General features: G+C 63.9%; 20 protein-coding genes and 1 pseudogene. 4 read left to right on the top strand and 17 right to left on the bottom strand.

The genetic code is table 11. The features are described 5' to 3' along the window. Positions 1 to 26 precede the first annotated feature (26 nt). From paaZ to ACIQC5_RS00600, 17 genes are all read right to left on the bottom strand, one after another. Positions 27 to 2,126 carry a phenylacetic acid degradation bifunctional protein PaaZ gene (paaZ, locus tag ACIQC5_RS00680; protein WP_400277691.1) on the bottom strand — a complete coding sequence of 700 codons (2,100 nt, stop codon included), beginning with the start codon at positions 2,124 to 2,126 and terminating at the stop codon, positions 27 to 29. A 244-nt stretch (positions 2,127 to 2,370) separates the two neighbouring features. Then, entirely contained in the window at positions 2,371 to 3,084 is a 714-nt protein-coding gene (locus ACIQC5_RS00675) for a tyrosine-protein phosphatase (RefSeq protein ID WP_400277689.1), read from the bottom strand. Between the two features lie 146 nt (positions 3,085 to 3,230). Continuing rightward, positions 3,231 to 4,118: an SGNH/GDSL hydrolase family protein gene (locus ACIQC5_RS00670; RefSeq protein ID WP_400277688.1), complete on the bottom strand. Its 888-nt coding sequence runs from the start codon at positions 4,116 to 4,118 to the stop codon at positions 3,231 to 3,233. 196 nt (positions 4,119 to 4,314) lie between these two features. Continuing rightward, on the bottom strand, positions 4,315 to 4,908 hold the full coding sequence (locus tag ACIQC5_RS00665) for a GNAT family N-acetyltransferase (protein WP_400277686.1): 594 nt from the start codon (positions 4,906 to 4,908) through the stop codon (positions 4,315 to 4,317). Positions 4,909 to 4,949: 41 nt separating this feature from the next. After that, entirely contained in the window at positions 4,950 to 5,813 is an 864-nt protein-coding gene (locus tag ACIQC5_RS00660) for a 3-hydroxyacyl-CoA dehydrogenase family protein (protein ID WP_400277685.1), read from the bottom strand. Position 5,814: 1 nt separating this feature from the next. Further along, positions 5,815 to 6,612, bottom strand: coding sequence for an enoyl-CoA hydratase/isomerase family protein (locus ACIQC5_RS00655; protein ID WP_400277684.1), 798 nt, complete (start codon positions 6,610 to 6,612; stop codon positions 5,815 to 5,817). Next, entirely contained in the window at positions 6,612 to 7,838 is a 1,227-nt protein-coding gene (locus ACIQC5_RS00650) for a thiolase family protein (RefSeq protein ID WP_400277683.1), read from the bottom strand. The genes ACIQC5_RS00655 and ACIQC5_RS00650 overlap by 1 nt, the downstream gene beginning before the upstream one ends. Before the next feature lie 130 nt (positions 7,839 to 7,968). Next, on the bottom strand, positions 7,969 to 8,625 hold the full coding sequence (locus ACIQC5_RS00645; RefSeq protein ID WP_400277682.1) for a pentapeptide repeat-containing protein: 657 nt from the start codon (positions 8,623 to 8,625) through the stop codon (positions 7,969 to 7,971). Beyond that, on the bottom strand, positions 8,625 to 9,083 hold the full coding sequence (locus ACIQC5_RS00640) for an SRPBCC family protein (protein WP_400277681.1): 459 nt from the start codon (positions 9,081 to 9,083) through the stop codon (positions 8,625 to 8,627). Before ACIQC5_RS00640 ends, ACIQC5_RS00645 begins: the two co-directional genes overlap by 1 nt. Positions 9,084 to 9,247: 164 nt before the next feature. Next, positions 9,248 to 10,711, bottom strand: coding sequence for an amino acid permease (locus ACIQC5_RS00635; RefSeq protein WP_400277679.1), 1,464 nt, complete (start codon positions 10,709 to 10,711; stop codon positions 9,248 to 9,250). A 278-nt stretch (positions 10,712 to 10,989) separates the two neighbouring features. Continuing rightward, complete coding sequence (locus tag ACIQC5_RS00630; RefSeq protein WP_400277677.1) at positions 10,990 to 11,298, bottom strand: Rieske (2Fe-2S) protein; 309 nt, start codon at positions 11,296 to 11,298, stop codon at positions 10,990 to 10,992. 17 nt (positions 11,299 to 11,315) lie between these two features. Next, positions 11,316 to 13,832, bottom strand: coding sequence for a nitrite reductase large subunit NirB (nirB, locus tag ACIQC5_RS00625; protein WP_400277675.1), 2,517 nt, complete (start codon positions 13,830 to 13,832; stop codon positions 11,316 to 11,318). Beyond that, a complete protein-coding gene (locus ACIQC5_RS00620) occupies positions 13,832 to 14,179 on the bottom strand; it encodes a molybdopterin oxidoreductase (RefSeq protein WP_400277674.1) in 348 nt (115 codons plus the stop codon). Before ACIQC5_RS00620 ends, nirB begins: the two co-directional genes overlap by 1 nt. A 139-nt stretch (positions 14,180 to 14,318) precedes the next feature. Next, entirely contained in the window at positions 14,319 to 15,977 is a 1,659-nt protein-coding gene (locus ACIQC5_RS00615; protein ID WP_400277673.1) for an ABC-F family ATP-binding cassette domain-containing protein, read from the bottom strand. A gap of 167 nt (positions 15,978 to 16,144) precedes the next feature. Beyond that, positions 16,145 to 17,008 carry a metal ABC transporter permease gene (locus ACIQC5_RS00610; RefSeq protein WP_400277672.1) on the bottom strand — a complete coding sequence of 288 codons (864 nt, stop codon included), beginning with the start codon at positions 17,006 to 17,008 and terminating at the stop codon, positions 16,145 to 16,147. A 5-nt stretch (positions 17,009 to 17,013) separates the two neighbouring features. Continuing rightward, positions 17,014 to 17,748 (bottom strand): metal ABC transporter ATP-binding protein, encoded by a 735-nt coding sequence (locus ACIQC5_RS00605; protein WP_400277670.1) that lies wholly within the window; start codon positions 17,746 to 17,748, stop codon positions 17,014 to 17,016. Beyond that, the gene (locus ACIQC5_RS00600; RefSeq protein ID WP_400277669.1) at positions 17,745 to 18,689 is read right to left on the bottom strand and encodes a metal ABC transporter substrate-binding protein; all 945 of its coding nucleotides are present in this window, start codon (positions 18,687 to 18,689) and stop codon (positions 17,745 to 17,747) included. Before ACIQC5_RS00600 ends, ACIQC5_RS00605 begins: the two co-directional genes overlap by 4 nt. A gap of 51 nt (positions 18,690 to 18,740) precedes the next feature. Between ACIQC5_RS00600 and ACIQC5_RS00595 the strand changes: the two genes are divergently transcribed. The 4 genes and pseudogenes from ACIQC5_RS00595 to ACIQC5_RS00580 all read left to right on the top strand — a co-directional run bounded on the left by ACIQC5_RS00595 (position 18,741) and on the right by ACIQC5_RS00580 (position 21,677). Continuing rightward, positions 18,741 to 19,466: a lysostaphin resistance A-like protein gene (locus ACIQC5_RS00595; RefSeq protein WP_400277668.1), complete on the top strand. Its 726-nt coding sequence runs from the start codon at positions 18,741 to 18,743 to the stop codon at positions 19,464 to 19,466. Between the two features lie 16 nt (positions 19,467 to 19,482). Continuing rightward, positions 19,483 to 19,559 (top strand): annotated as a pseudogene (locus tag ACIQC5_RS00590) (VOC family protein); the annotation flags it as partial. Positions 19,560 to 19,580: 21 nt separating this feature from the next. Then, positions 19,581 to 20,534, top strand: coding sequence for a 1,4-dihydroxy-2-naphthoyl-CoA synthase (locus tag ACIQC5_RS00585; RefSeq protein WP_400277666.1), 954 nt, complete (start codon positions 19,581 to 19,583; stop codon positions 20,532 to 20,534). A gap of 9 nt (positions 20,535 to 20,543) precedes the next feature. Then, complete coding sequence (locus ACIQC5_RS00580) at positions 20,544 to 21,677, top strand: AMP-binding protein (protein WP_400277665.1); 1,134 nt, start codon at positions 20,544 to 20,546, stop codon at positions 21,675 to 21,677. Positions 21,678 to 21,730: the final 53 nt, after the last annotated feature.

Below are 21,730 nucleotides of genomic sequence, written 5' to 3'. Positions count from 1 at the left end.
TGACCCCGCGTTGCTTTAGGTGGTGTCTACTTTTCCACGAGCGTCAGGACGTCGTACGTGGCCACGATTTCGTCGTTCTGGTTGGTCAGCACGGCGTCCCAGGCAACTTCGCCGTATTCATCGGTCTCCCGCGGGGTGATCTTCTTGGCGGTCAGCGTCACGCGGATGGAATCGCCGGCTGCCACGGGGGTGATGAAGCGCAGGGTCTCCAAGCCGTAGTTGGCCAACACGGGGCCCGGTGCGGGCTCCACGAAGAGTCCGGCGGCCCAGCTCAGGAGCAGGTAACCGTGCGCCACGATGCCCGGGAAGAACGGGTTGGCTTCGGCAGCTTCCTGGTTGGTGTGGGCGTAGAACGTGTCACCCGTCGAGTTGGCGAAGGCCGTGATGTCCTCAAGGGTCACTTGACGCAGCTCGGAGCGCACGGCGTCACCGATGCGGAGCGTCGAGAGGTGCTTCCGGAACGGGTGCTCCCCTTCGGTTTCAACCGTGAAGTTACGGTCCGCGCCGGTGTGCCACTGACCCGTGACAGCTGTGAGCATATTGGGCGAGCCCTGGATGGCCGTGCGCTGCATGTGGTGGAGGACGGAGCGGATGCCACCCAGTTCCTCGCCGCCACCTGCGCGTCCGGGACCACCGTGGACCAGGTGTGGGACAGGCGAGCCGTGGCCGGTTGAGGAGCGTGCGTCTTCACGGTTGAGCATGTGAACGCGCCCGTGATGGGCGGCGATTCCGGTCACCAGATCGCGTGCAACGGCGGGATCGTTGGTGCACACCGAGGCCACCAGCGAGCCTGCCCCGCGGGCGGCGAGACGAATGGCGTCGGGAAGATCGGTGTAGCCAATCACCGAGGACACGGGACCGAATGCTTCCAGCGAGTGGACCTCTTCGGCCTCCGCGTCAGCCCAGCTAAGGAGAACCGGCGACATGAACGCGCCGCCATCCACCACGCCCACGGTGCCGCCGACCGAGGTGACCGACGGCGAATCCAGAGATCCGTACGCAAGCTCACCTCCGGCGTCGAGCATTGACTGAACAGCGGCGCGGACATCGGCCAGCTGTTCGAGCGATGCCAAGGCGCCCATGGTGACGCCCTCAGCGCGCGGGTCGCCGACCACGACGCGCTCCGTGATGCGGGCGCCGACGGCGGAAGCGACGTCGGCGGTCAGCTCCTGCGGCACGATGATACGGCGGATGGCCGTGCACTTCTGACCCGCCTTGACTGTCATTTCGGTGACGACTGCCTTGATGAAGGCGTCGAATTCGGGCGTACCGGGAACGGCATCGGGACCGAGGATCGCGGCGTTCAGCGAGTCGGTCTCGGACGTGAAACGGACACCGCCCTGGACAACGTTCTTGTGGGCTTTGAGTGAGTTGGCCGTGGAGGCCGAGCCGGTGAAGGAGAGGAGGTCGCGGTAATCGAGTTCGTCCAGGATTGTCCGTGCGGAACCGGAGATCAACTGAAGGGAGCCCGCCGGGAGGATGCCGGACTCAACGATCGCCTTGACTGCGGCCGCGGCCACATAGCCCGTGGGTGTGGCCGGTTTGACGATGGTGGGGACGCCAGCCAGGAAGGCGGGGGCGAACTTCTCCAGCATTCCCCAGACCGGGAAGTTGAAGGCATTGATCTGGACAGCGACGCCCGGAATCCGCGTGTAAATGTGCTCTGCGACGAACGACCCGTCCTTGGACAGGGTTTCCATGGGCCCGTCCACCACAACCTGCGAGTTCGGCAGTTCGCGTCGGCCCTTGGAACCGAACGTGAAGAGCACGCCGATGCCGCCGTCAATATCGATCATGTTGTCGATCTTGGTGGCACCGGTCTGCGACGAGGAGTCGTACAGCTCCTGGCGCCGGCCGTTCAGGTACATGGCAAGCTCTTTGAGCTTGAGGGCGCGCTGGTGGAAGGTCAGCTTCCCGAGTTCCGTCTGGCCGGTAGTGCGGCCGTAATTGACGACGGCGGCAAGGTCCAGTCCGTCGGTGCTCACGTTGGCCAGGACCTCTCCGGTGCTGGCGTCGCGGACGGGAACCGTTTTGGCATCAGGTGCCGGCGTCCACCAGGCATCCTGGACATAGCTGGGGACGGTTGCAACGGCTGTGGTTTCCGGGGCGACTGCGGTAGTGGTCATCGTCGACGGGTCCTTCCAAGGCACGTGAAATCGGCACGGTCATTGAGTCTGCTGTGAGCAAACATTACTGACCGGCCGTTCGGTAATATATACAGGGTACATGAAGGCCGGAAGATGCACAGCAGAAATTTTCCGGCGCCCTCTCACATCCCACCCGCTTCCGGCGGACGCCCTTTCACATCCCACCCGATTTCGGCGGACGCTCTTTCACATCCCACCCGCTTCCGGCGGACGCCCTTTCACATCACTGCAGCTTGGCGTGAATGGCCGCCATGTCTTCCTCGGTGACGCCATTCCGCGCCAGGAATGCCGCAACATCCAGCGTTCCCAGAAACTCCCGGAGGCTGCGACGCCTCCGTTCCAGCTGCGCCTCCAGTGCAGCCTCGTCAAGATAGGGATCATGGGCGTGCGGAGCTCCATGGGTACGGTGCCGTTCATTGATGCCGCGCGCAGCGAGTTCATAGCCTCGAACGATCTCCTCATCGCCGACGCCCGCCAGCCGCTGCAGCATCAGCGCGATCACCCCACTGCGATCCCTGCCCGCCGAGCAGTGAATCACCACCTTGCCGGGCGAAACCGCAATGGCCTTGAACACCCTCGCGACCCTCTCCTCAAACAGCCCCACGTACTCGCCGTACTGCGCCGGATCCTTGAGGTACTGACCAAACAGCTCACCGAAGGCGTCGTGGTCAGGGTCCTCAGTCGGGCAATGCACGACGTCGATACGCGCCTTCACGTCGTCGGGCACCTCGGGATCGGTGTCACGGTGCTGCCGCTCTCGCGAGGTGCGGAGATCGATCACGGTGCGGACGCCGTCGTCGTACATCTGCTGCCAACCGGCCGCGGTGAGCCATTCGCGTCTCCCCATCCGAAAAACGTCGCCGGCAACGCGCCAAGCGTTCACGGCACCGTCCCATCGGACGCCCTGCTGACTCGACGCTTCGGCTTTCCCATCCATACGTGCCAGCTAAGCACACGCGGCGTCGGGACGTGGGAGAGGATCCGCCGAAAAGGGGCGGGACGTGAGAGAGGATCCGCCAAAAAGGCGCAGGACGTGAAAGAGGATCCGCCGAAAAGGGGCGGGACGTGGGAGAGGGTCCGTTCCTATTGCTTGGCGAGTTTCGCGGGTTTGATTGCTGATATCAGGGCCGACGCGTAGCCATTCAAGTGTCCGGCGACATTCGGGTGGAAGTTGGCGTCCGGAAGCGGGCTAAGGAATTCCAGGACGATCCACGATTCCGCGCCGGAGTTGGCTGCGTGCCCGATGAACCTGCTGGTGACGTCAACGAACTGCGCGTTGGTTCCGCTGGCCAGCACAGCCGCCTTGATGGTGGCGTTGAGGGCATCAACGGCCTGATTCACCAGGAGCTGGTTGCTTGGCGGGAGTACTGGGACTCCGTTGACGGGGTCGAAGAGCCGCGGGTAGCCCATGACCGCGATTCGGGCGTTGGGCGCGGCGGCCTGGATTGCTTGATACGTGCTCACAAGCCCGGCCTGAAGCGAAGGTAGGTTCGCAGCAACCGCCGCGACTGTGTCGGCACAACTCACGGGACCGGGTGCCGAGCACGCGGCCAGGATCAGCAGGCTGCCGGCGTCGATTGCACCAGCTGTGACGCTGACCAATCCAGCATTCTGCAGTGCGGGCTGCCCGCCGAGGACTTGCTCCAGCACGGTTGGCGTTACCCCGTCGTAGAAGGGGCTGGCTGGGGATAAGACCGCTCCGTGGCAGGCCAAGTTGGCCAGCAACGTGACGCGTCCGGTGGCGGCGACGTCGTCCACATAACCCGGATGGCTTTGCCAGCACGCCACGGGTGGCCGGTAGAGTCCACCGGAACCCGTGCCCGCCGTGTACGAATCACCGAGGGCTACATACGTGACGGGTGGCGGCGGTGCGGCGTTGGCCGGACTTGTCATGAACCCCAGGATGAACGCCAAGACGGCGAGCCCGCCCGCAAAAGCCGTGTACCGCCGTCGTGCTCGATGAGTTGCCATGATTTTTCCCCTTCATGCTGCTGGCTGGGACTCCGGGTGATCCCATGAACTGATCACTTTGCGGCTCGCCCACCAGTCGGCCGCGTACCGGGGCAATGTGTTGGCCAGATTACGCCTGGCAGGGAAGGGGGTACAGACCTTGAAGGTACTCGTTTTTCTGCGACCGCCCGTGTGGGGTGTTCGCAGCGCCGCGTGGCTAGCGCTGCTTGTCCAGCCTGAGCTCCAGGCCGTTGCGCACCGCGGGCCACTCGTGCTCCAGGATGGAGAACACTACGGTGTCGCGGAGTGCGCCGTCGGCGCTGCGGGAGTGGTTGCGCAACACGCCGTCCTGCTTGGCGCCGAGCCGGGCAATCGCTTCGCGGGACTGGAGGTTGTGCCAGTGCGTGCGGAATTCGACGGCGGGGCAGCCCAAGGTTTCGAAGGCGTGGCGCAGGAGCAGCAGTTTGGAATCCGGGTTGGTTCCACTGCCCTGAGCGGAGACGGCGTTCCACGTGGAGCCGATCTCGACGCGCGGGGTGACGGCGTCGATATTCATGTACGTCGTCATGCCGATCAGCTTGCCTGTGGCGTTGTGTCTCGTGGCGAACGGCAGCATGGAGCCGCTTTCCTGGAGTACCAGGCGGCGCTCGATTTCAGCGGCCATTCCCTCGGGCGTCGGGACCGACGTGTACCAAAGCTTCCAAAGCTCGCCGTCCTTGGCCGCCTCCACCAGGCCATCCTGGTGCTCGTGGGTCAGCGGTTCGAGCGTCACGAATTTGCCGGTCAGGGTGATGGGTTCGATAGAAGTCACCCGGTTAGCCTATCTGTCGCCTACCGGGGTGGGTGGGGACGTTAGTCAGCCCAGTCAAAGAAGCCCTTGCCGGACTTGCGGCCAAGTTCGCCCCTGGCCACTTTGTCCCGCAGGATCTGTGGCGGGGCGAAGCGGTCGCCAAGCGTGGAGTGCAGGTACTCCGCGATGCCGAGCCGCACGTCCAGCCCAACAATGTCCGTGGTCTTCAACGGGCCAGTCGGGTGCTTATAGCCCAGGACCATGGCGGCATCGATGTCCTCCGCGGACGCCACGCCTTCCTCCACCATGCGCATCGCCTCGAGAGCAATCGCCACACCCAGACGGGACGACGCGAAGCCAGGTGCGTCATTGACCACGACGGCGGTCTTGCCGAGTGCCTCGGTCCAACTTTTCGCCGCTGCAGCGAGTTCGGGAGACGTCTCTTTGGCCAGCACCACTTCGATGAGAGTGGAGGCGGGCACCGGGTTGAAGAAGTGGAGACCCACAAAATTGGCGGGACGGCGGAGCTCATTGGCCAACCCCGTGACGGACAGTGAGGACGTGTTCGAAGCCAGGAACGCGTCGGCGGACAAGTGGTCCTCAACAGCCTTCAGTGCGCTGACTTTGAGCTCGTAGTCCTCTGGCACAGCCTCTACCACGAGACCGCAGTGGATGAACGATTCGTAATCCGTGGAGGTACTGAATCGGGCCAGCGCTTCCTCGGCTGACTCCGCAAGGGTTCCGCGCGCCGCGGACTTGGCAACGGCCTCGACCACCCTGCCCTGCGCGCCGGCTGCGGCTTCATGATCGCGTTCTACGACGATCACTGTGGCGCCTTTGGTCAGGAACGCGTGGGCTATGCCGGCACCCATCCGGCCTCCGCCGAGGACTCCGACAACGTGTGGGATGGCGGGAACAGTTGTCATTTCAGGTCCTGTCTTGCGTGGGAGCGTCAGTGTCTTGCGATGCTTTCGCCGATTTCTTATCGAGGAAAGCCTGCATACGGTCGAACTTGGCCTGGGACTCGAAAAGGATTCCCTGCGCGAGCGTGTCGATCAGCGGGTGAGCCTCTGCCGGGGCGTGGAACACGGACTTGGTGATCCTTACGGCCAGCGCGTCCTGGCGGCTGATCCGATCGGCCAGGTTGTGTGCCGCATCCATGAGTTCCGGAGCCTCGTGGATTTCCGTGATGAGGCTGATCCGCAACGCTTCCTCGGCCCGCAGCACCGCACCGGCCAGCAGGATCTCCTTGGCCTTCGGCTCACCCACGAGTTCCTTCAGCCGCCACGTCGCGCCCGCCGCAGCCAGGATTCCCAAGCCGGTCTCCGGGTTGCCGATCCTGACGCTCGGTGTTCCGATGCGGAAATCAGCAGCGTAGGCGAGTTCAGCACCGCCGCCCAGGCAATAACCGTCCAAGGCTGCGATCACGGGCATCGGAAGCTTGGCGATGCGCACGAAGATGGTTGAATTGATCCCCTGCAGGGCGTCATCACGCCGGCGTTCGCGGAGTTGTCCGATGTCGGCACCCGAGGCGAACACGCCGTCAGTACCGGCGATGATCAGGATCTTGGGGTTCCGTTCCAGCTCGGCACACACCGAATGGAGCTCGTCCACCATCTTTTGGTCGATCGCGTTGCGGACTTCAGGCCTGTTCAACTGAACAGTAAGGCGGTCCTCGCGTTCCTCGATCAGGAGCGTAGTGAAGTCTTCCGGGTTCAGTGCCATTACACGCCTTCCAGCAGCATTGCGGTGCCCTGCCCGACGCCGATGCACATCGTGGCCAGGCCGAGCTTCGGTCCATTGTTGGAGGCAAGTTCGCGCTCCATGCGGCCCAGCAGCGTTATCGCGATGCGCGAGCCGCTGGAACCGAGCGGGTGCCCCAAACTGATGGCGCCGCCGTCGTTATTCACAATGTCGGGATCGAGTCCCAGGCGACGCATGCTTGCCAGCGACTGGGTGGCGAACGCTTCGTTCAGTTCCACGGCGCCGAGCTGATCCACGGTGAGGCCGGTGCGGTCAAGGATTTTCTGCGTTGCCGGAACCGGGCCGATGCCCATGATTTCCGGCGCGCAACCAGCCGAGGCTCCGTCCACAATCCGTGCGCGCGGCGTCAGGCCAAACTTCTTGATGGCGGCCTCGGACGCGACGATGATGGCCGACGCGCCGTCGTTGAGCGTTGATGAATTGCCGGCGGTAACAACGGAGCCTCCGGCGACGACAGGCCGCAGGCCGGCCAGAACCTCCATGGTGGTGCCGGCGCGCGGTCCCTCGTCCGTGTCCACCACCGTCTCACCCTTGCGGTTCTTGACAGTGACGGGGACGATCTCGTCTTTGAAGCGTCCGCCGGCAATGGCTGCCAGGGCCCGCTCGTGCGAGCGAACGGCGAAGGCGTCGGCGTCTTCACGCGAGATCTTGTCCACTCGGCCAACTTCCTCGGCCGTTTCGGGCATGGAGTAGGTCATCTTGCCGTCGCGGGACAGCTCTCCCTTGGTGAACAGCGGGTTCGCGAAGCGCCAGCCAATGGAGGTGTCGAAGATTTGGCCGGGCTTGGCGAACGCCGTTGACGGTTTCTCCTGGACCCAAGGCGCCCGGCTCATGGATTCGACGCCGCCGGCCACCACGATGTCCGCGGCTCCCGACTTGATCATGTGGCTCGCCATGATGATGGCACTCAGCCCCGAGGCGCACAGCCTGTTGACCGTGATGCCGGGGATGTGGAGGGGAAGTCCCGCGAGGATGGTGGCCATCCGGGCCACGTTGCGGTTCTCCTCACCTGCGCCGTTCGCGTTGCCCAGGATGACCTCGTCAATGGAGTCAGGATCGACGCCGGCACGCGCCACCGCTTCCCGGACCACCAACGCTGCGAGATCGTCCGGGCGGACGGAGGACAGCGCCCCACCGTAGCGACCGACAGGCGTTCGTGCGCCGCCAACAAGAAAAGCCTCGACCATGAGAACATCCTTCGCGAAGTGAAAGGGACCGAATCGGAATAATATACCGACCGTTCGTTCTATAAAGATTACACGGCCTTGCGAGCCGGTCAACAGATGAAGCCCTCAACTGGACCGGCCCGGCCACCCGTCAGACCACCCGGATCCCCAAATGTCCGGCCAGCAGAGGCGCCATCAAACTCAACTGGTAATCGTCGATTACCACGCCCGCGAGGCCAGCCAACCCATTGAGCGTACGGAATTCCGAACCCCGCAGATCCACATCCTTGAACTTGGCGCCCGTGACATCCAAGGTTCCGATGGTGCAGTTCTTCAGGGCCACACGCGTCCCCGCGCAACCTCCGAGGTCGAGCTCGTTGATGATGCAGTCGGAAATCCGGACATCCAAGAGCTTTGAGCCGCGCAGGTTCACATAGTCCAACTTGCCGCCGTCGATTCGGACAGAGCGCCAGTTGCCCTCGTAAAGTTCGGCAGAGCCCCACCGTGGATTGCTGATCTCGACGTCCTGCCAGGAAGTGCGGGCAGCCATGAACACGGGAGCATACGGCTCGCCGAGGATGCACTCCCGGAACGTGGCGCCCCGCAATTGGGCCTCATTGAAGGACACACCGTTCAGTTCGCACTCGATGAAGTCGGCCCCGCTGAGTTCTGCGCCATCCGCGGAGACGCGGGTGAACCTGAGTCCGTCGTACCGCTCGCCACGCTGGAAGTCCGGGGCGTCGTCGTCGTGCAGTTCTTCCAACCGCACCGGCGAGATCTTGGGAGCCGCAACCTTCGCAGCCGCCATCAGAGGGATTCCGCCTTTGCTGCAATCTCCGCGAGGTCCTTGCTGAGGGCCTTGCGGGTCATGCTCATCCCGATCTTCCCGAACAGGGCCATGGTGATCTTGCTGATGAGCGATGGTTGGAGGATCTCCGCGCCGAACGTCAGGGTGAGGTCCGTCCCGCCGTCGCGCTCGGCAAGGCTGAAGCGCGTGGTGTAGTCCGCCCCGCCCTGGAGCGCCTTGACGGTGGTGCTGCGTGGTGGGTCGGTCTGGGACACCCACATTTCGACGGTTTCCTGCCTGCCCATCATGGTGCGGGTTTCTTTCCAGCGCGTGCCCTCACCGTACGGGCCTTCGCTAAGCATCTGGATGGCATCGATGCCCGAGAGCGTGCCGGCCGAGCCCGGAATGTCCGAGATGACGGCCCAGACCTTCTCCGGAGTGGCGTTGATGTGCTGCGTCAGGGTGGTGGTGTGATCCATACGTCGAGCCTATCCCCGACCCCTGACAGTCCCAACTGACCCGCATTGTGGGGCCCGTTCTGCGCGCCCACCACACCGAATGGGACGCACGCCAGGCCCCACAACGCGAACGGCGGGTGCCCCCGGAAAGGAGGCACCCGCCGTCGAGCGTTGGTAAGAGAGACTTAGCTGAACAGCTCGCTCTTCGGCTCGTTGTTCTTGACCTTCTGCCAGCCGAGCCACAGGACCAGGGCGAAGAACGGGATGGTCGCCAGGGTCCAGAGACCCAGCAGGAAGACCTCGCCGGTTGCCTTGTCCGTCATGGTGTCGAAGCCGATCAACACGGTAATGGCCAGCAGCGCAATGAGGCCCAACCAGCTGGTCCACGGCGAGCCGGGCATGGGCAGGCTGGAGACGTTGCCGCGCTTCTTCCGCAGGGCAATCTGGCTCGCGAAGATGGAGCCCCACGTAAAGATCACGCCGATGGAGGCCGTGTTCAGCGCGAGGTCGAACGCGTGCGAGCCACCCAGCCAGATGTTCAGGAGGATGCCCACCAGGTAGACAGCGCCGATGGCCAGGATTGCCGCGTACGGCACGTGGCGTGTGGACATCTTGGTGAGCCACTGGGGTGCGTGGCCGTTGTTGGCCATGGTGCGGAAGATACGGCCGATCGAGTACAGCCCCGAGTTGCAGGAGGACAGTGCGGCGGTGATGACGATCATGTTCATGACGTCGCCCATCCAGCCGAGGCCCATCTGGCCGAAGACGGTAACGAACGGCGAGGTGCCTGCCACGTACTGATCGGACGGCAGCAGCATCGCGAGGAGCATCACGGAACCGACGTAGAAGACAACGATACGAACCACGACGGCGCGGATCGCCTTGGGAACTTCACGTTCCGGGTTCTGCATCTCACCAGCGGTAATGCCGACGAGTTCGATGGCGTTGTAGGCGAAGATCACGGCGTTGAGGACCAGGATCATCACCAGGCCGCCCTTGGGGAACATGCCGCCGTCGTCGTGGAACAGGTTGCCCACGGAAGCGTGGCCGGTACCTACCTGGGCGTTGGTGACAACCATGAAGGTACCCACGGCCAGGAAGATCACGATTGCCGCGACCTTGAGGCAGGAAGCCCAGAATTCGAACTCGCCGAACGCCTTGACGCTGAACAGGTTTACGGCCACCAGCAGCACCAGCGCGGCGATGGCGGACAGTTCCACGGGAACGTTGGGGAAGAAGAATTGGAAGTACAGGCCGATCGCGATGAGTTCGGCGATGCCCGTCATGGCCCAGTTGATGAAGTACATCCAGCCGGACAGGAAGGCGCCCTTTTTGCCGAACATTTCACCGGCGTAGCTCACGAACGAGCCCGAGGTCTGGCGGTACATGATCAGTTCGCCGAGGGCGCGCATCAGCAGGTAAGCGATGACGCCGGCGATTGCGTAGGAGAAAATCAGGGCCGGACCGGTGGAGGCCAAGCGGCCACCGGCGCCCATGAACAGGCCGACGCCGATAGCGCCGCCCATGGCGATCATGGTGACGTGGCGCCGGCTCAGGGTCTTCTGGTAACCCTCGGCGCTGAGGGTGGAGCCGACGGCGGTGGATGGGGCCGTGGGGTTCTGGAGATCTGTGGGGGTACTTTGCGGCACAGCTGTTCCTTGTGGGTTGGGGTATTGCTGTAGGTGTTTACGCCTATGCCGGAACATGGGCGTCTTGGCCACACAAAATTCGAGCTTTCCCCGTTGGAGGACGTCGAAGTGTGACAAAGAACGCAGAACGCCGAAGGTTCGCGCAACCCGTCTATCTTACGGGATTAACGGGAATGCCCGTGACGCAGGCAACAACGAGCCCCTTCACCAGAGCAACGCGAGGTCACTTACGGCCCATGTTTCCCCCTGGAATGGGCCGTAAGTGACCCCGCGTTGCTTTAGGAGATCAGGACGATATTCCGGCTCTCATCTGCGAAGACTTTGTACGTCCGCAGGGGTTTCCCACCCGTGGTGGAGCACCCGGTGTCCAGTTCAAACGAGTTCTGGTGCAGTGGGCACATGACCACGGATTGGTCGATGGTTCCGTCCGCAATCGGCCCGCCTTTGTGGGGGCAAACCGCGGAGAGTGCCCGCAGCGTCCCGTCCCGGAGCCGGAACACGGCAACCTGCTCGCCGTCGATCCCGAAGGCCCGGCCTTCGCCGAACGGAATTTGCTCCACCGGGCCCAGCACACGCGGATTATTCATCGAACCGGCACCCCCGTTCATCGGACCGGCACCTGGGGCAGGACCGTCAGCGGCAGTGAGGTGCGGAATTGGCCAGGGGTGAGTGGATCATCCCGTTCGCTCCACGGATCCACGTAGCTGTCCACGGACGCCTGCATGGCGTCATCCAGGCGGCCGGCGATACCTTCGGAGTCGTCCAGGATCACGCTGCGGATGCGGTCAATCCCCACCCGGGGAACAAACGCATACGTCCGCTCCAACCAGTTCGCGTTTTCCCGGTAGTACTGCATGAAACGACCCGCCAGGAGCGTGACTTCCTCGGGCGTATCCACCGTGACCAGCAGATCGCCCTTACGGATGTGGGCGCCGGCCGCTCCCCCAATGTAGATCTCCCAGCGGCCGCCCTCCACCGCCACGACCCCAACGTCCTTCACCAAAGACTCGGCACAGTTTCTGGGACAACCGGAGACCGCGAGTTTCAGCTTTGCCGGTGACTCAATTCCTTGGAACCGGGACTCCAGCCCGATGCCGAGCCCAGTGGAATCGCCGGTCCCGAAGCGGCAGTAGTCCTTCCCTACACAGGTCTTGACCGTGCGGAAACTCTTGCCATACGCATACCCCGAGGGCATGTCCAGGTCGGCCCACACTTGTGGCAGATCTTCCTTCGGAACGCCCAAAAGGTCGATCCGTTGCCCGCCCGTCAGTTTGATCATGGGGATGTTGTGTTTCTCCGCGACGTCGGCAATTCGGCGGAGCTGCTGCACGGAGGTCACCCCGCCCTTCATCTGCGGAACCACGGAGAACGTCCCGTCCCGTTGGATATTGGCGTGCACGCGGTCATTGATGAAGCGGGCGTCACGCTCATCGATGTACTCCTCCGCCAGCATCATCTTCATCAGGGAGGCCAGTCCCATCTTGGATTTGGCGTCCTCGACGCTCCCGGGAGCCAACGCGGCAAACACTTGGGACACGGACCGCAGCCCGAGCTCCCGTATCCGGGACATCAACGAAGCCTTGTCCAAAGGAATACCTGGCACGTAGTAGCTCGCCGCCGGGTCCTCCTCCACGGCCCCGCCGGCAGCCCACTCCACCACTTGCGTGACAAGCAGCTTGCACGAACCGCAGCCCTTGCCGGCCCGGGTCGCTTCCATCGCAGCCGCAACGGAACGGCACCCGCCCTCAACCGCCGCGACGAGCGCCCCCTTGGAAACGCCGTTGCAGTTACAAATCTGCGCCGAGTCCGCCAGCTCGGAAACACTCTCATCCTCTCCCGGCGAACCGAGATCGAACATCAGGGAGAGCCGCTCTTCAGGGAGCGGCAACCCTTGGTCGAATGCCTGGGTCAGGTAGGCCACTTTGCGGCTATCGCCCAACAGCGTGGCACCAACCATCTTGTTGTCGCGGATGACGATCGATTTGAACACGCCGCGGCTGGGCTCCGAGAACACAATGTGCTCGTCCGTGTCCCGTTCCGGCCCGTGCAGGCCCATCGAAGCGACGTCGACGCCGGCCACCTTCAGTTTGGTGGCGGTCCGGGAACCGAGATAGACCGACGAACGATCCATGCCCGTGACCTGGTCGGCCAACACGGCAGCTTGCTCCCACAACGGCGCCACGAGCCCGTACACCTCACCCCGGTGCTGGACGCACTCGCCCACCGCGTAGATGTCCTCTTCGTCCATGACCCGCAGGTGGTCATCCACCACGATGGCCCGTTCCACGGCCAAACCGCTCACGACGGCGACATCCACGTTGGGCCTGATGCCTGCGGTGACCACCACCATGTCGCAGTCGAGGTCGGGTTTGTCCCGCAGGCTCACTCCAGTGATCCGGTCCTTGCCCAGGATCGCGGTGGTGCGGCTTCCCGTGTGCACTTCGATGCCCAGCGCCTCAACGCTGCGCCGCAGTATTGCACCGCCGTCGGGCCCCATTTGTGCACTCATGAGGTGACCGCCGGAGTGGACCACAGCAACATCAAGACCATAGGCCTGGAGCCCCCGGGCCGCCTCCAACCCGAGCAGCCCGCCGCCGATCACAACGGCCCGGCGGTGGTGATCTTCTTGGGCGAACTGAACCATTTTGCGGGTATCGTCCATGGTCCGGAAGGTGAAGATGCCGTGCCGGACCGAGCCGCTGGGCGTGTAGAGGCCATCCATGGGTGGCAGGAAGGAGCGGCTGCCTGTCGCGATGATCAGGACGTCGTATGGCACCACCCGGCCATCGCTGGCGAAGACGTGCCTGCTGAACTTGTCTACCCGCTCCACGCGGACCCCGGCGTGCAGGGTGATGTTGTTTTCCTGGTACCACGGCAGTGCGTTGAGGAAGATATCCGCATCGCTTTCCTCGCCGGAGAGTACGTGGCTGAGCATGATCCGGTTGTAGTTTCCATAGGGTTCGTCGCCGAACATCGTGATGGAGAACTGCTCGGCGCCTCCCCGGGACAAGATCTCCTCCACAGCCCGGGCGCCGGCCATGCCATTGCCGATCACCACGAGCTTCCGCAGCGCAGCCCCGGCCCGTGGTGACCCTGGGACGCGGTCCAGCACGCTGGTCATCAGTGCTCCACCATGCCAAGGTCCACCACGACAGATCCCCGAACGCCCGCGGCTGCCACGATGAACAGCTCGATCACCGAACCGCCGTCAATGTCTTCGACCACCCTGAGCGGCACATGCACGTCACCCTTGGCACCGATGGGGAAGTACCGCATGGGCACGCCGTCGCGCATGAGGACAACAGTGATCAGCTCAGGGCTCGAGTTACCGCCACGGAAGTACAGCGTCTGGTTGACCACGCCGTCCGGGACAAAGTGCGAGAGCTCGCTGTGGATGGGAACCGGCTTCTCCAGCCCGGTACCTTCGAAATGGTAGATGCCCTGCAGGAAGAGATTCTTGGTGATCACGGGACAAGTCCTTTCAGCCGGCTTCCTCCCATGGTGCTCCGCCGTTGTTTCAGGACACGCTGCACCGTGTTTCCGACCGCAGGACAGGGCGTAACGATCGCTTTGCGAACAACTCACCCAGGCCGGAATCCCGTGAGTCTTAGAGCAACTCGCCGCCCTGCATGCCGTACCGGACCCATGTCCCGGCAAAGGCAGCACCGGCACAGCGATCAAACCACTCCCCCAGTGCACGGTCATGGCTCACGATCACCAGGGTCCCTGCGAAGTCGGCGAGCGCAGCTTCCAGCTGTTCCACCAGCACGGGCGCCAGATGGTTGGTGGGTTCGTCCACGATCATGGTCTCGAAGCCACCCAACAGGAGTCGTGCGAGTGCGAGGCGGCGTTGTTGGCCGGCCGACAGGCCGCCCACGGGCACGTGAAACTCGGCCGGGCGGAACAGCCCCAGACGCAAGAGGCCCTCGGCATGTTCGTCAATGTTCCCGCCCAACCCGGCAGCGAACGCGGGCAACAACCGGAGCCCGGGACGAGCCGGCACATCCAGCTCCTGTTTCAGGTACCCCACTTTGCCCTGCACTGCCACGGTTCCGGCATCAGCTTCCAGCGTTCCAGCCAGGACGGAGAGCAACGTGGACTTGCCTGCCCCGTTGGGACCAGTGATCAACACCTTCTCCCCGGCTTCCACCCGCAGGTCCGTTGGTTTGAGGCGCCCTGGCACGCTGACGCCGCGTGCTTCCATCGCGGGCGCCGACTTCGACTCAGAATCTGCAGCCTCAAGCCCCAGCGGAGCCGCCAATTTCAGCGGCACAGGAGGCCGATCCACCGGGTTCTCCTCCAGCCGCCTCAGCCGTTCCTGTGCGTTGCGTACTTTGCTGGTGGCGGCACGCTGCCACGTGCCCTTCTTGAAGCCGGCGGCGAATTTGTCATTGTCGCGCACACGGCCGTACCCCATGGTGCCGGAGACCGTGGCGGCCTGCAGCCGTTCGGCAGCCATGGAGTCGAGCCACTCCTGGTACTGCTGCACCCAGCGTGCCCGCTCTGCGGCTTTGTCGCGGAGGTAGCCGTCGTACCCGTTGCCATAGCGGTTGACGGTGCGGCGGTCGGCGTCGACTTCCATCACAGTGCTGGCCACTTTCCGCAGCAGCACGCGATCGTGTGAGACCACCACCACGGTCCCGCGGTGGGCGGCCAGCCGTGACTCCAGCCATGCCGTGCCACTGGCGTCCAGATGGTTGGTAGGTTCGTCCAGCAGCAGCGCGTCGGCAGGGTCCGCGAGCAGGCAGGCAAGCGCCACGCGCTCCTGCTCGCCTCCGGACAGGGATCCAAGCGCTCGACGCCGGTCCAAGCCTCCCAGCCCCAGCCGGTCCAGGGCGGCTTCCACCCGGGATTCGGCAGCGTAGCCCTCGCGGAGTTGATACTGGGTTTGCAGGCTTCCGTAGAGCTCCAGTTCATCGGTGTCCGCATCCGCCAGGTCCCGTTCAAGCTCGAGGATCCGGGCTTCCAACGCGCGCAAGGCACTCAGGGAAGAGTCGATCGCCTGGCCGACGGTCAGCGACTCCGGGAAGCCGTGGGTCTGGGCGAGGTGACCAACGCGGTAGCCGGTATTCCCCAGCAAACCCGCGGTGCCGTCGTCGGGCGTTTCAAGTCCTGCCAGTAAGCGCAGCAGGGTAGACTTCCCGGCCCCGTTTTCGCCGACGATTGCCACGTGCTCGCCGTGGTCGATGACCAGGTCAACGGCATGAAAAAGTTCGCGGTCCCCGTAGCCATGGGAAACGCCGGAAAGGTAAAGGTGGTCAGTCAAGAGGAGTCCTCGGGGTCCGCAGTGTGTGGCAAAGGCCGATGGGTACTGGGGATGCAGCCGAAAGATGGGCTGCGACTCAAGACTTCATCGGTCCAGCCTGCCCGGCCTGGGCGTTCGAGTCAAGCCGGGACGCCACCAATGGCACCATGTGCCGGGCAGGACCACTGCTAGACCGTAACGATGGCCCGCTTCCGGCGGGCTTTTGCCAGGCGGGTGCCGATCAGGCCCTGCCGGGGGCTGAAGAGATACACGACGGCGAACACGGCGCCTTGGGTGACTACCACCATGGCTCCCGAGGCGGTGTCCAGGTAGTAGCTCAGGTAGATGCCTGTCACCGAGCACACCACGGAGATGATGGGGGCGATGAGCAGCATCCGGGAGAAACGGTCCGTGAGCAGGTACGCGGTGGCGCCGGGGATGATCAGCATGGCGACTACGAGCACCACGCCCACGGTCTGCAGGGCCACCACGGAGGTCAGTGCGAGCAGACCCAGGAGCAAGGCGCCGAGCCGTTTCGGGGAGAGACCGATCGCGTGGGCGTGCGTGGGATCAAAGGCATAGAGGGTCAGGTCTCGGCGTTTGACGATCAGGATCGCGAAGGCCACCACGCCGAGGATCACTACTTGGATGAGGTCCGGGACGCTCACGCCGAGCAGGTTGCCGAAGATGATGTGGTTCAGGTCGGTCTGGCTCGGGGTTACCGAAATCAGGACCAACCCGAGCGCGAACAGCGAGGTGAACACGATCCCGATCGCGGCGTCCTCTTTCACCCGGCTCGTGTTGCGCACCACGCCGATCAGCGTCACCGCGATCAGCGCGAACACCAACGCACCGAGTGCGAACGGCGCGCCAACAATGTACGCGAGCACGACGCCGGGCAGCACGGCGTGCGAGACGGCGTCGCCCATGAGGGACCAACCGATCAGGACGAGCCAGCAACTGAGCACGGCACAGACCACTGCGGCGATCGCGGTGGTGGCCAGGGCACGGACCATGAAGTCGTAGGTGAGTGGTTCAAGCAGGAATTCCATGGCGCTTAGCCCCTGTTCATGACGTCGAGGCCGAAGGCCATGGCAAGGTTTTCCGGTTGCAGCACCACGTCCGGGCTGCCATGCATCAAGACTTTGCGCATCAACAGCACCGCTTCGTCGCACAACTGCGGGAGCGCGTGCAGATCGTGCGTGGAGATCAGGATCGTGGCGCCGTCGCCCGCGAGTTCGCGTAACAGGCGTGTAATCGTGGCTTCGGAGCGCTTATCCACCCCTGCGAACGGTTCATCCAGCAACATCATCGTGGCGCCTTGGGCAATGCCGCGGGCCACGAACGCTCGCTTCTTCTGGCCGCCTGAAAGCTGGCCGATCTGGCGATCGGCGAACTCGCTCAGCTCCACCCGTTCAAGGGCGTGGTCCACGGCTTCGCGGTCCGCTTTCCGGGGACGCCGGGTGAAGCCCAACTGCCCGTAACGGCCCATCATCACCACGTCACGGACCGAGAGCGGGAACGCCCAGTCCACATCCTCGCTCTGCGGAACGTACCCGATGCCGGCTTCCTTGCGGCTCTTCACCGGCGGATGCCCATTGATCAGGACCCGCCCGGAGTCGGGTTTCACCATGCCCATGATGGCCTTGAACAGCGTGGACTTGCCCGAGCCGTTCATGCCCACCAACCCACAGATCCGGGAGTGGTCCAGGCTCAGCGAGGCTGAATCCAAGGCCAGGACCTCGCCGTAGTGGACCGTGACATTCTCAACGACAATTGCGGGGGTGCTCATGATGCGCTTCCTGTCAGGGCCGTGGTGATGGTCTTCGCATCATGGCGCATCAAGTCCAGGTACGTAGGGACCGGGCCATCAGCCTCGGAGAGCGAATCGACATACAACACCCCACCGAACTTCGCCCCGGTGGCACCGACAACCTGCTGCATGGGCGCATCGGAGACCGTGGACTCACAGAACACTGCCGGGACCTGGTTGTCCTTGACGAACTCGATGGCCCGCGCAATCTGCTGCGGGGTGGCCTGCTGTTCAGCGTTCACCGCCCAGATGTAGACCTCTTTCAGGCCGGCATCGCGGGCAAGGTAGGAGAAAGCGCCCTCGCACGTCACCAACGCCCGGTGGTTCTGCGGCAGGACCGACAGCTTGGATACCATCTCGTCCTGGACTGTCTGAAGCTCGGCGTTGTACGCCTTGGCATTCGCCTCGAACTCCGCAGCATGGGCCGGGTCCAGCTTGGCGAAAGCCTTGGCCATGTTGTTCGCATAGATCTGCACGTTGCTCGGGGACATCCACGCATGCGGGTTCGGCTTGCCTTGGTACGAGTCCTCGGCGATCGGCATGACCTCCACGCCCTCACTCACCACAGCGTGCGGGACATCCAGGCCCTCCACGAACTGCGCGAACCAGGCCTCCAAATTCAGGCCGTTATCCAGAATCAGATCGGCTTGGGCGGCCTTACGGATATCCCCCGGAGTGGGCTCATAGCCGTGGATCTCGGCCCCGGCCTTCGTAATGGACTCCACCCGCAGCTTGTCCCCTGCCACGTTTTTGGCCACATCAGCCAGAACAGTAAACGTGGTCAGGACAACGGGCTTGTCATCACTTCCGGCGGCGGTGTTGCCACCGCAAGCTGATGCTCCGAGGGCAAGGGCGATGATGGCAAGGATGGCGGCGAAACGGCGGACGTCTTTGGCGCGCCGAAACGAAAAGTTAGGCATGCCGAACATTTTATCCACGCGAGGCCCGTACCGCAAAGCTAGGCTGGTCACATGGGCATCATTTCGACGCACGCAAAGCTCTACCGCTTCAATGCCCTCGACGCCGCAGCCGTAGCCGCCTACCTCGGGTTCACCGTGTACTTCACTGTGGCGGGCGAATCGATTGAACAGCTCATGCTCCGGATTTTTCCCGAGCCGGCCACAGCCTCGTATGCCGTCAACGCAGCCTTTTATGCCGCCGTCGGGATATTCGCCATCGTGTCCGCCCGACGCGTGGTGGGCCGGGATCTCCGGATCCTAGGCACGCGCCCGTGGTTCACGTTGGTCATGGTGCCGCTGGCCGTGGTTGTCATGCTGGTGATCACCGCGATCTTCGTGGCGGCGCTGGGCACAGCGCAGAGCTCGGAAAACCAGCTCGGCATCCAAGGACTCCTGCAGCAGGTACCCGCGTGGCTGATGATTCCGTTGTTGGTGGTTCTGGGACCGTTCGTGGAGGAATACCTCTTCCGGCATCTCTTGATCGGCAAACTATCGCAGCACGTCAATATCTGGATCTGCTGCGTCCTGTCCGTGGTGGTCTTCGCTTCCATCCATGTGGTGGGCCGCGAAGGGCTCGAGCTGTCCGCCTTGGCGCCATACCTCGGGATGGCGATCGTTCTCGTCGCGGTGTACGTGTGGACGGGGAAAAACCTGATGTTCTCCTACTTCGTGCACGCCACCAAGAACCTCCTGGCCGTGGTCCTGATCTATACGGTGCCGCCCGAGCTGTTCAGCTAACGCCTCGTTGAGGAACCTGTGGACTGCCAGCCGGGGACCCATGAATGGCACACCACGGCCGACCCCGAAGGCAACGAGTTCTGTATCAGCTGAGGCCATTACTACACTCGGACTGTGAACAACGATCTACCTGCCAAGGTTTCCGACGTCTTTGACCCCTCGCGCTGGCGCACCGTTTCCGGCTTCGGCGACTTCCAGGACATGACCTATCACCGGCAGGTGGAGCGTTCGGCTGACGGCACCACCGTCAAGGATCTCCCCACAGTCCGCATCGCGTTCAACCGGCCCGAGGTCCGCAACGCGTTCCGCCCGGGCACAGTCGACGAGCTCTACCGTGCCATGGACCACGCGCGAATGACCCCGGATGTGGCTACGGTCCTGCTCACGGGCAACGGCCCATCGGAGAAGGACGGCGGGCACTCGTTCTGCTCGGGCGGCGACCAGCGGATCCGGGGCCGCGATGGCTACCGGTACGCCGAGGGTGACACACAGGAGACGATCGACCCCGCCCGTGCCGGCAGGCTCCACATCCTGGAAGTCCAGCGGCTTATGCGCACCATGCCCAAGGTGGTCATCGCAGTCGTCAACGGTTGGGCGGCCGGCGGCGGCCACTCGCTGCACGTGGTCAGCGACCTCACCATCGCCTCGCGCGAACACGGCAAGTTCAAGCAGACGGACGCCACAGTGGGAAGTTTCGACGCCGGATACGGCTCTGCGCTGCTGGCCCGCCAGATCGGGCAGAAAGCCGCGCGCGAGATCTTCTTCCTGGCCCGCGAATACTCCGCCGAGGACATGGTCCGCATGGGTGCCGTCAACGAGGCCGTGGACCACGCGCGCCTCGAAGAGGTTGCCCTTGAGTACGCGGCCGACATCGCCCGACAGTCTCCGCAGGCCATAAGGATGCTCAAATTCGCCTTCAACCTGGCCGACGACGGCCTGGCGGGGCAACAGGTCTTCGCCGGCGAGGCGACGCGTCTGGCATACATGACGGACGAGGCCGTGGAGGGCAAGGAAGCGTTCCTCGAAAAACGCGATCCCGACTGGTCCAACTTCCCCTACTACTTCTAGGACCCCTCCTTGAACATCGATCTCGTCCTGAAAGCACTCGCCGCTGCCCTGCACGGCGAGGGTCCCGCCGTCGAAATTGTGGTTGACGCTGACGGCGAACCGACCACAGTTCCGGTGGAAACCGGCGTCGAGGATGCCGCAGTGGTGGTCCGCACGTCCGGTTCCACCGGTACTCCCAAGGCGACGGTCCTCACCGTCGATGCCCTCGCGGCTTCTTCCGTGGCGACGGCCATGGCGCTGCGCGGCGAAGGTCAGTGGCTGTTGGCGCTCCCCCTGCAGTATGTGGCCGGCGTACAGGTACTGGTGCGTTCGCTCTATGCCGGAACGCGTCCGTGGGTGATGGACCAATCGAACGGTTTCACTCCCGAGGCCTTCACCGCCGCCGCTGAGGAACTCACGGACAAGATCCGTTTCACGTCGCTGGTGCCCACCCAGCTGCAGCGGCTCCTGGATTCCCCAGGGCCTGAGACGCTCGCGGTTCTGCGCCGCTTCAACGCGATCCTCCTGGGCGGCGCACCGGCGTCGCCCGAACTCCTGGCCGCCGCCCACGCCGAGGGCCTTAAGGTTGTCACCACCTACGGCTCCGCTGAAACCTGCGGCGGGTGCGTGTATGACGGCGAGCCGCTGGACGGCGTCGAGGTCCGGATCGGCGAGGGCCGGCTGGAGGGCCGCGTCCTGCTGGGTGGCGATACCGTGGCGGCCGGCTACCTCAGCAATGGCGATCCGGACGCGTTCTTCGAAGAGGACGGCGTCCGCTGGTACGTGACCGGCGATCTCGGCGAACTCTCCGCCGACGGCAAGCTGACCGTGCTGGGCCGCGCCGACGACGTCATCATCACCGGCGGCGTCAAAGCCTCCGCCGCTTACATCCAAAACAAGCTCGAAGCGCTCGACGGCGTCACCGCGGCTTTCGTGGCAGGCGTCCCGTCGCGCGAATGGGGCCAAGCTGTGGCAGCCTACGTGGCTGTCGACGACGCGACCCCGGAAGGCCTCAAGGGTTTCACGGCCCGTCGCGAAGCAGCCTTGGGGGCTCTGGCTCCCAAAACGGTGCTGGCGGACGTGCAGCTGATATTGCTCCCCAACGGAAAACCGGACCGGCTGGCCATGATCGAACTGCTTTCCAACCTGCATCAGGGACAATAGACAAGTTCTCCCGGACGACGACTCTGACTTTAGATCTACGCGAAACACACGAG

Source organism: Paenarthrobacter sp. NPDC092416, from assembly GCF_044755025.1.
Taxonomy (GTDB): Bacteria; Actinomycetota; Actinomycetes; order Actinomycetales; family Micrococcaceae; genus Arthrobacter.
Note: the sequence above shows the minus strand (reverse complement) of the source record. Positions and strands in the feature narration are given on the sequence as shown.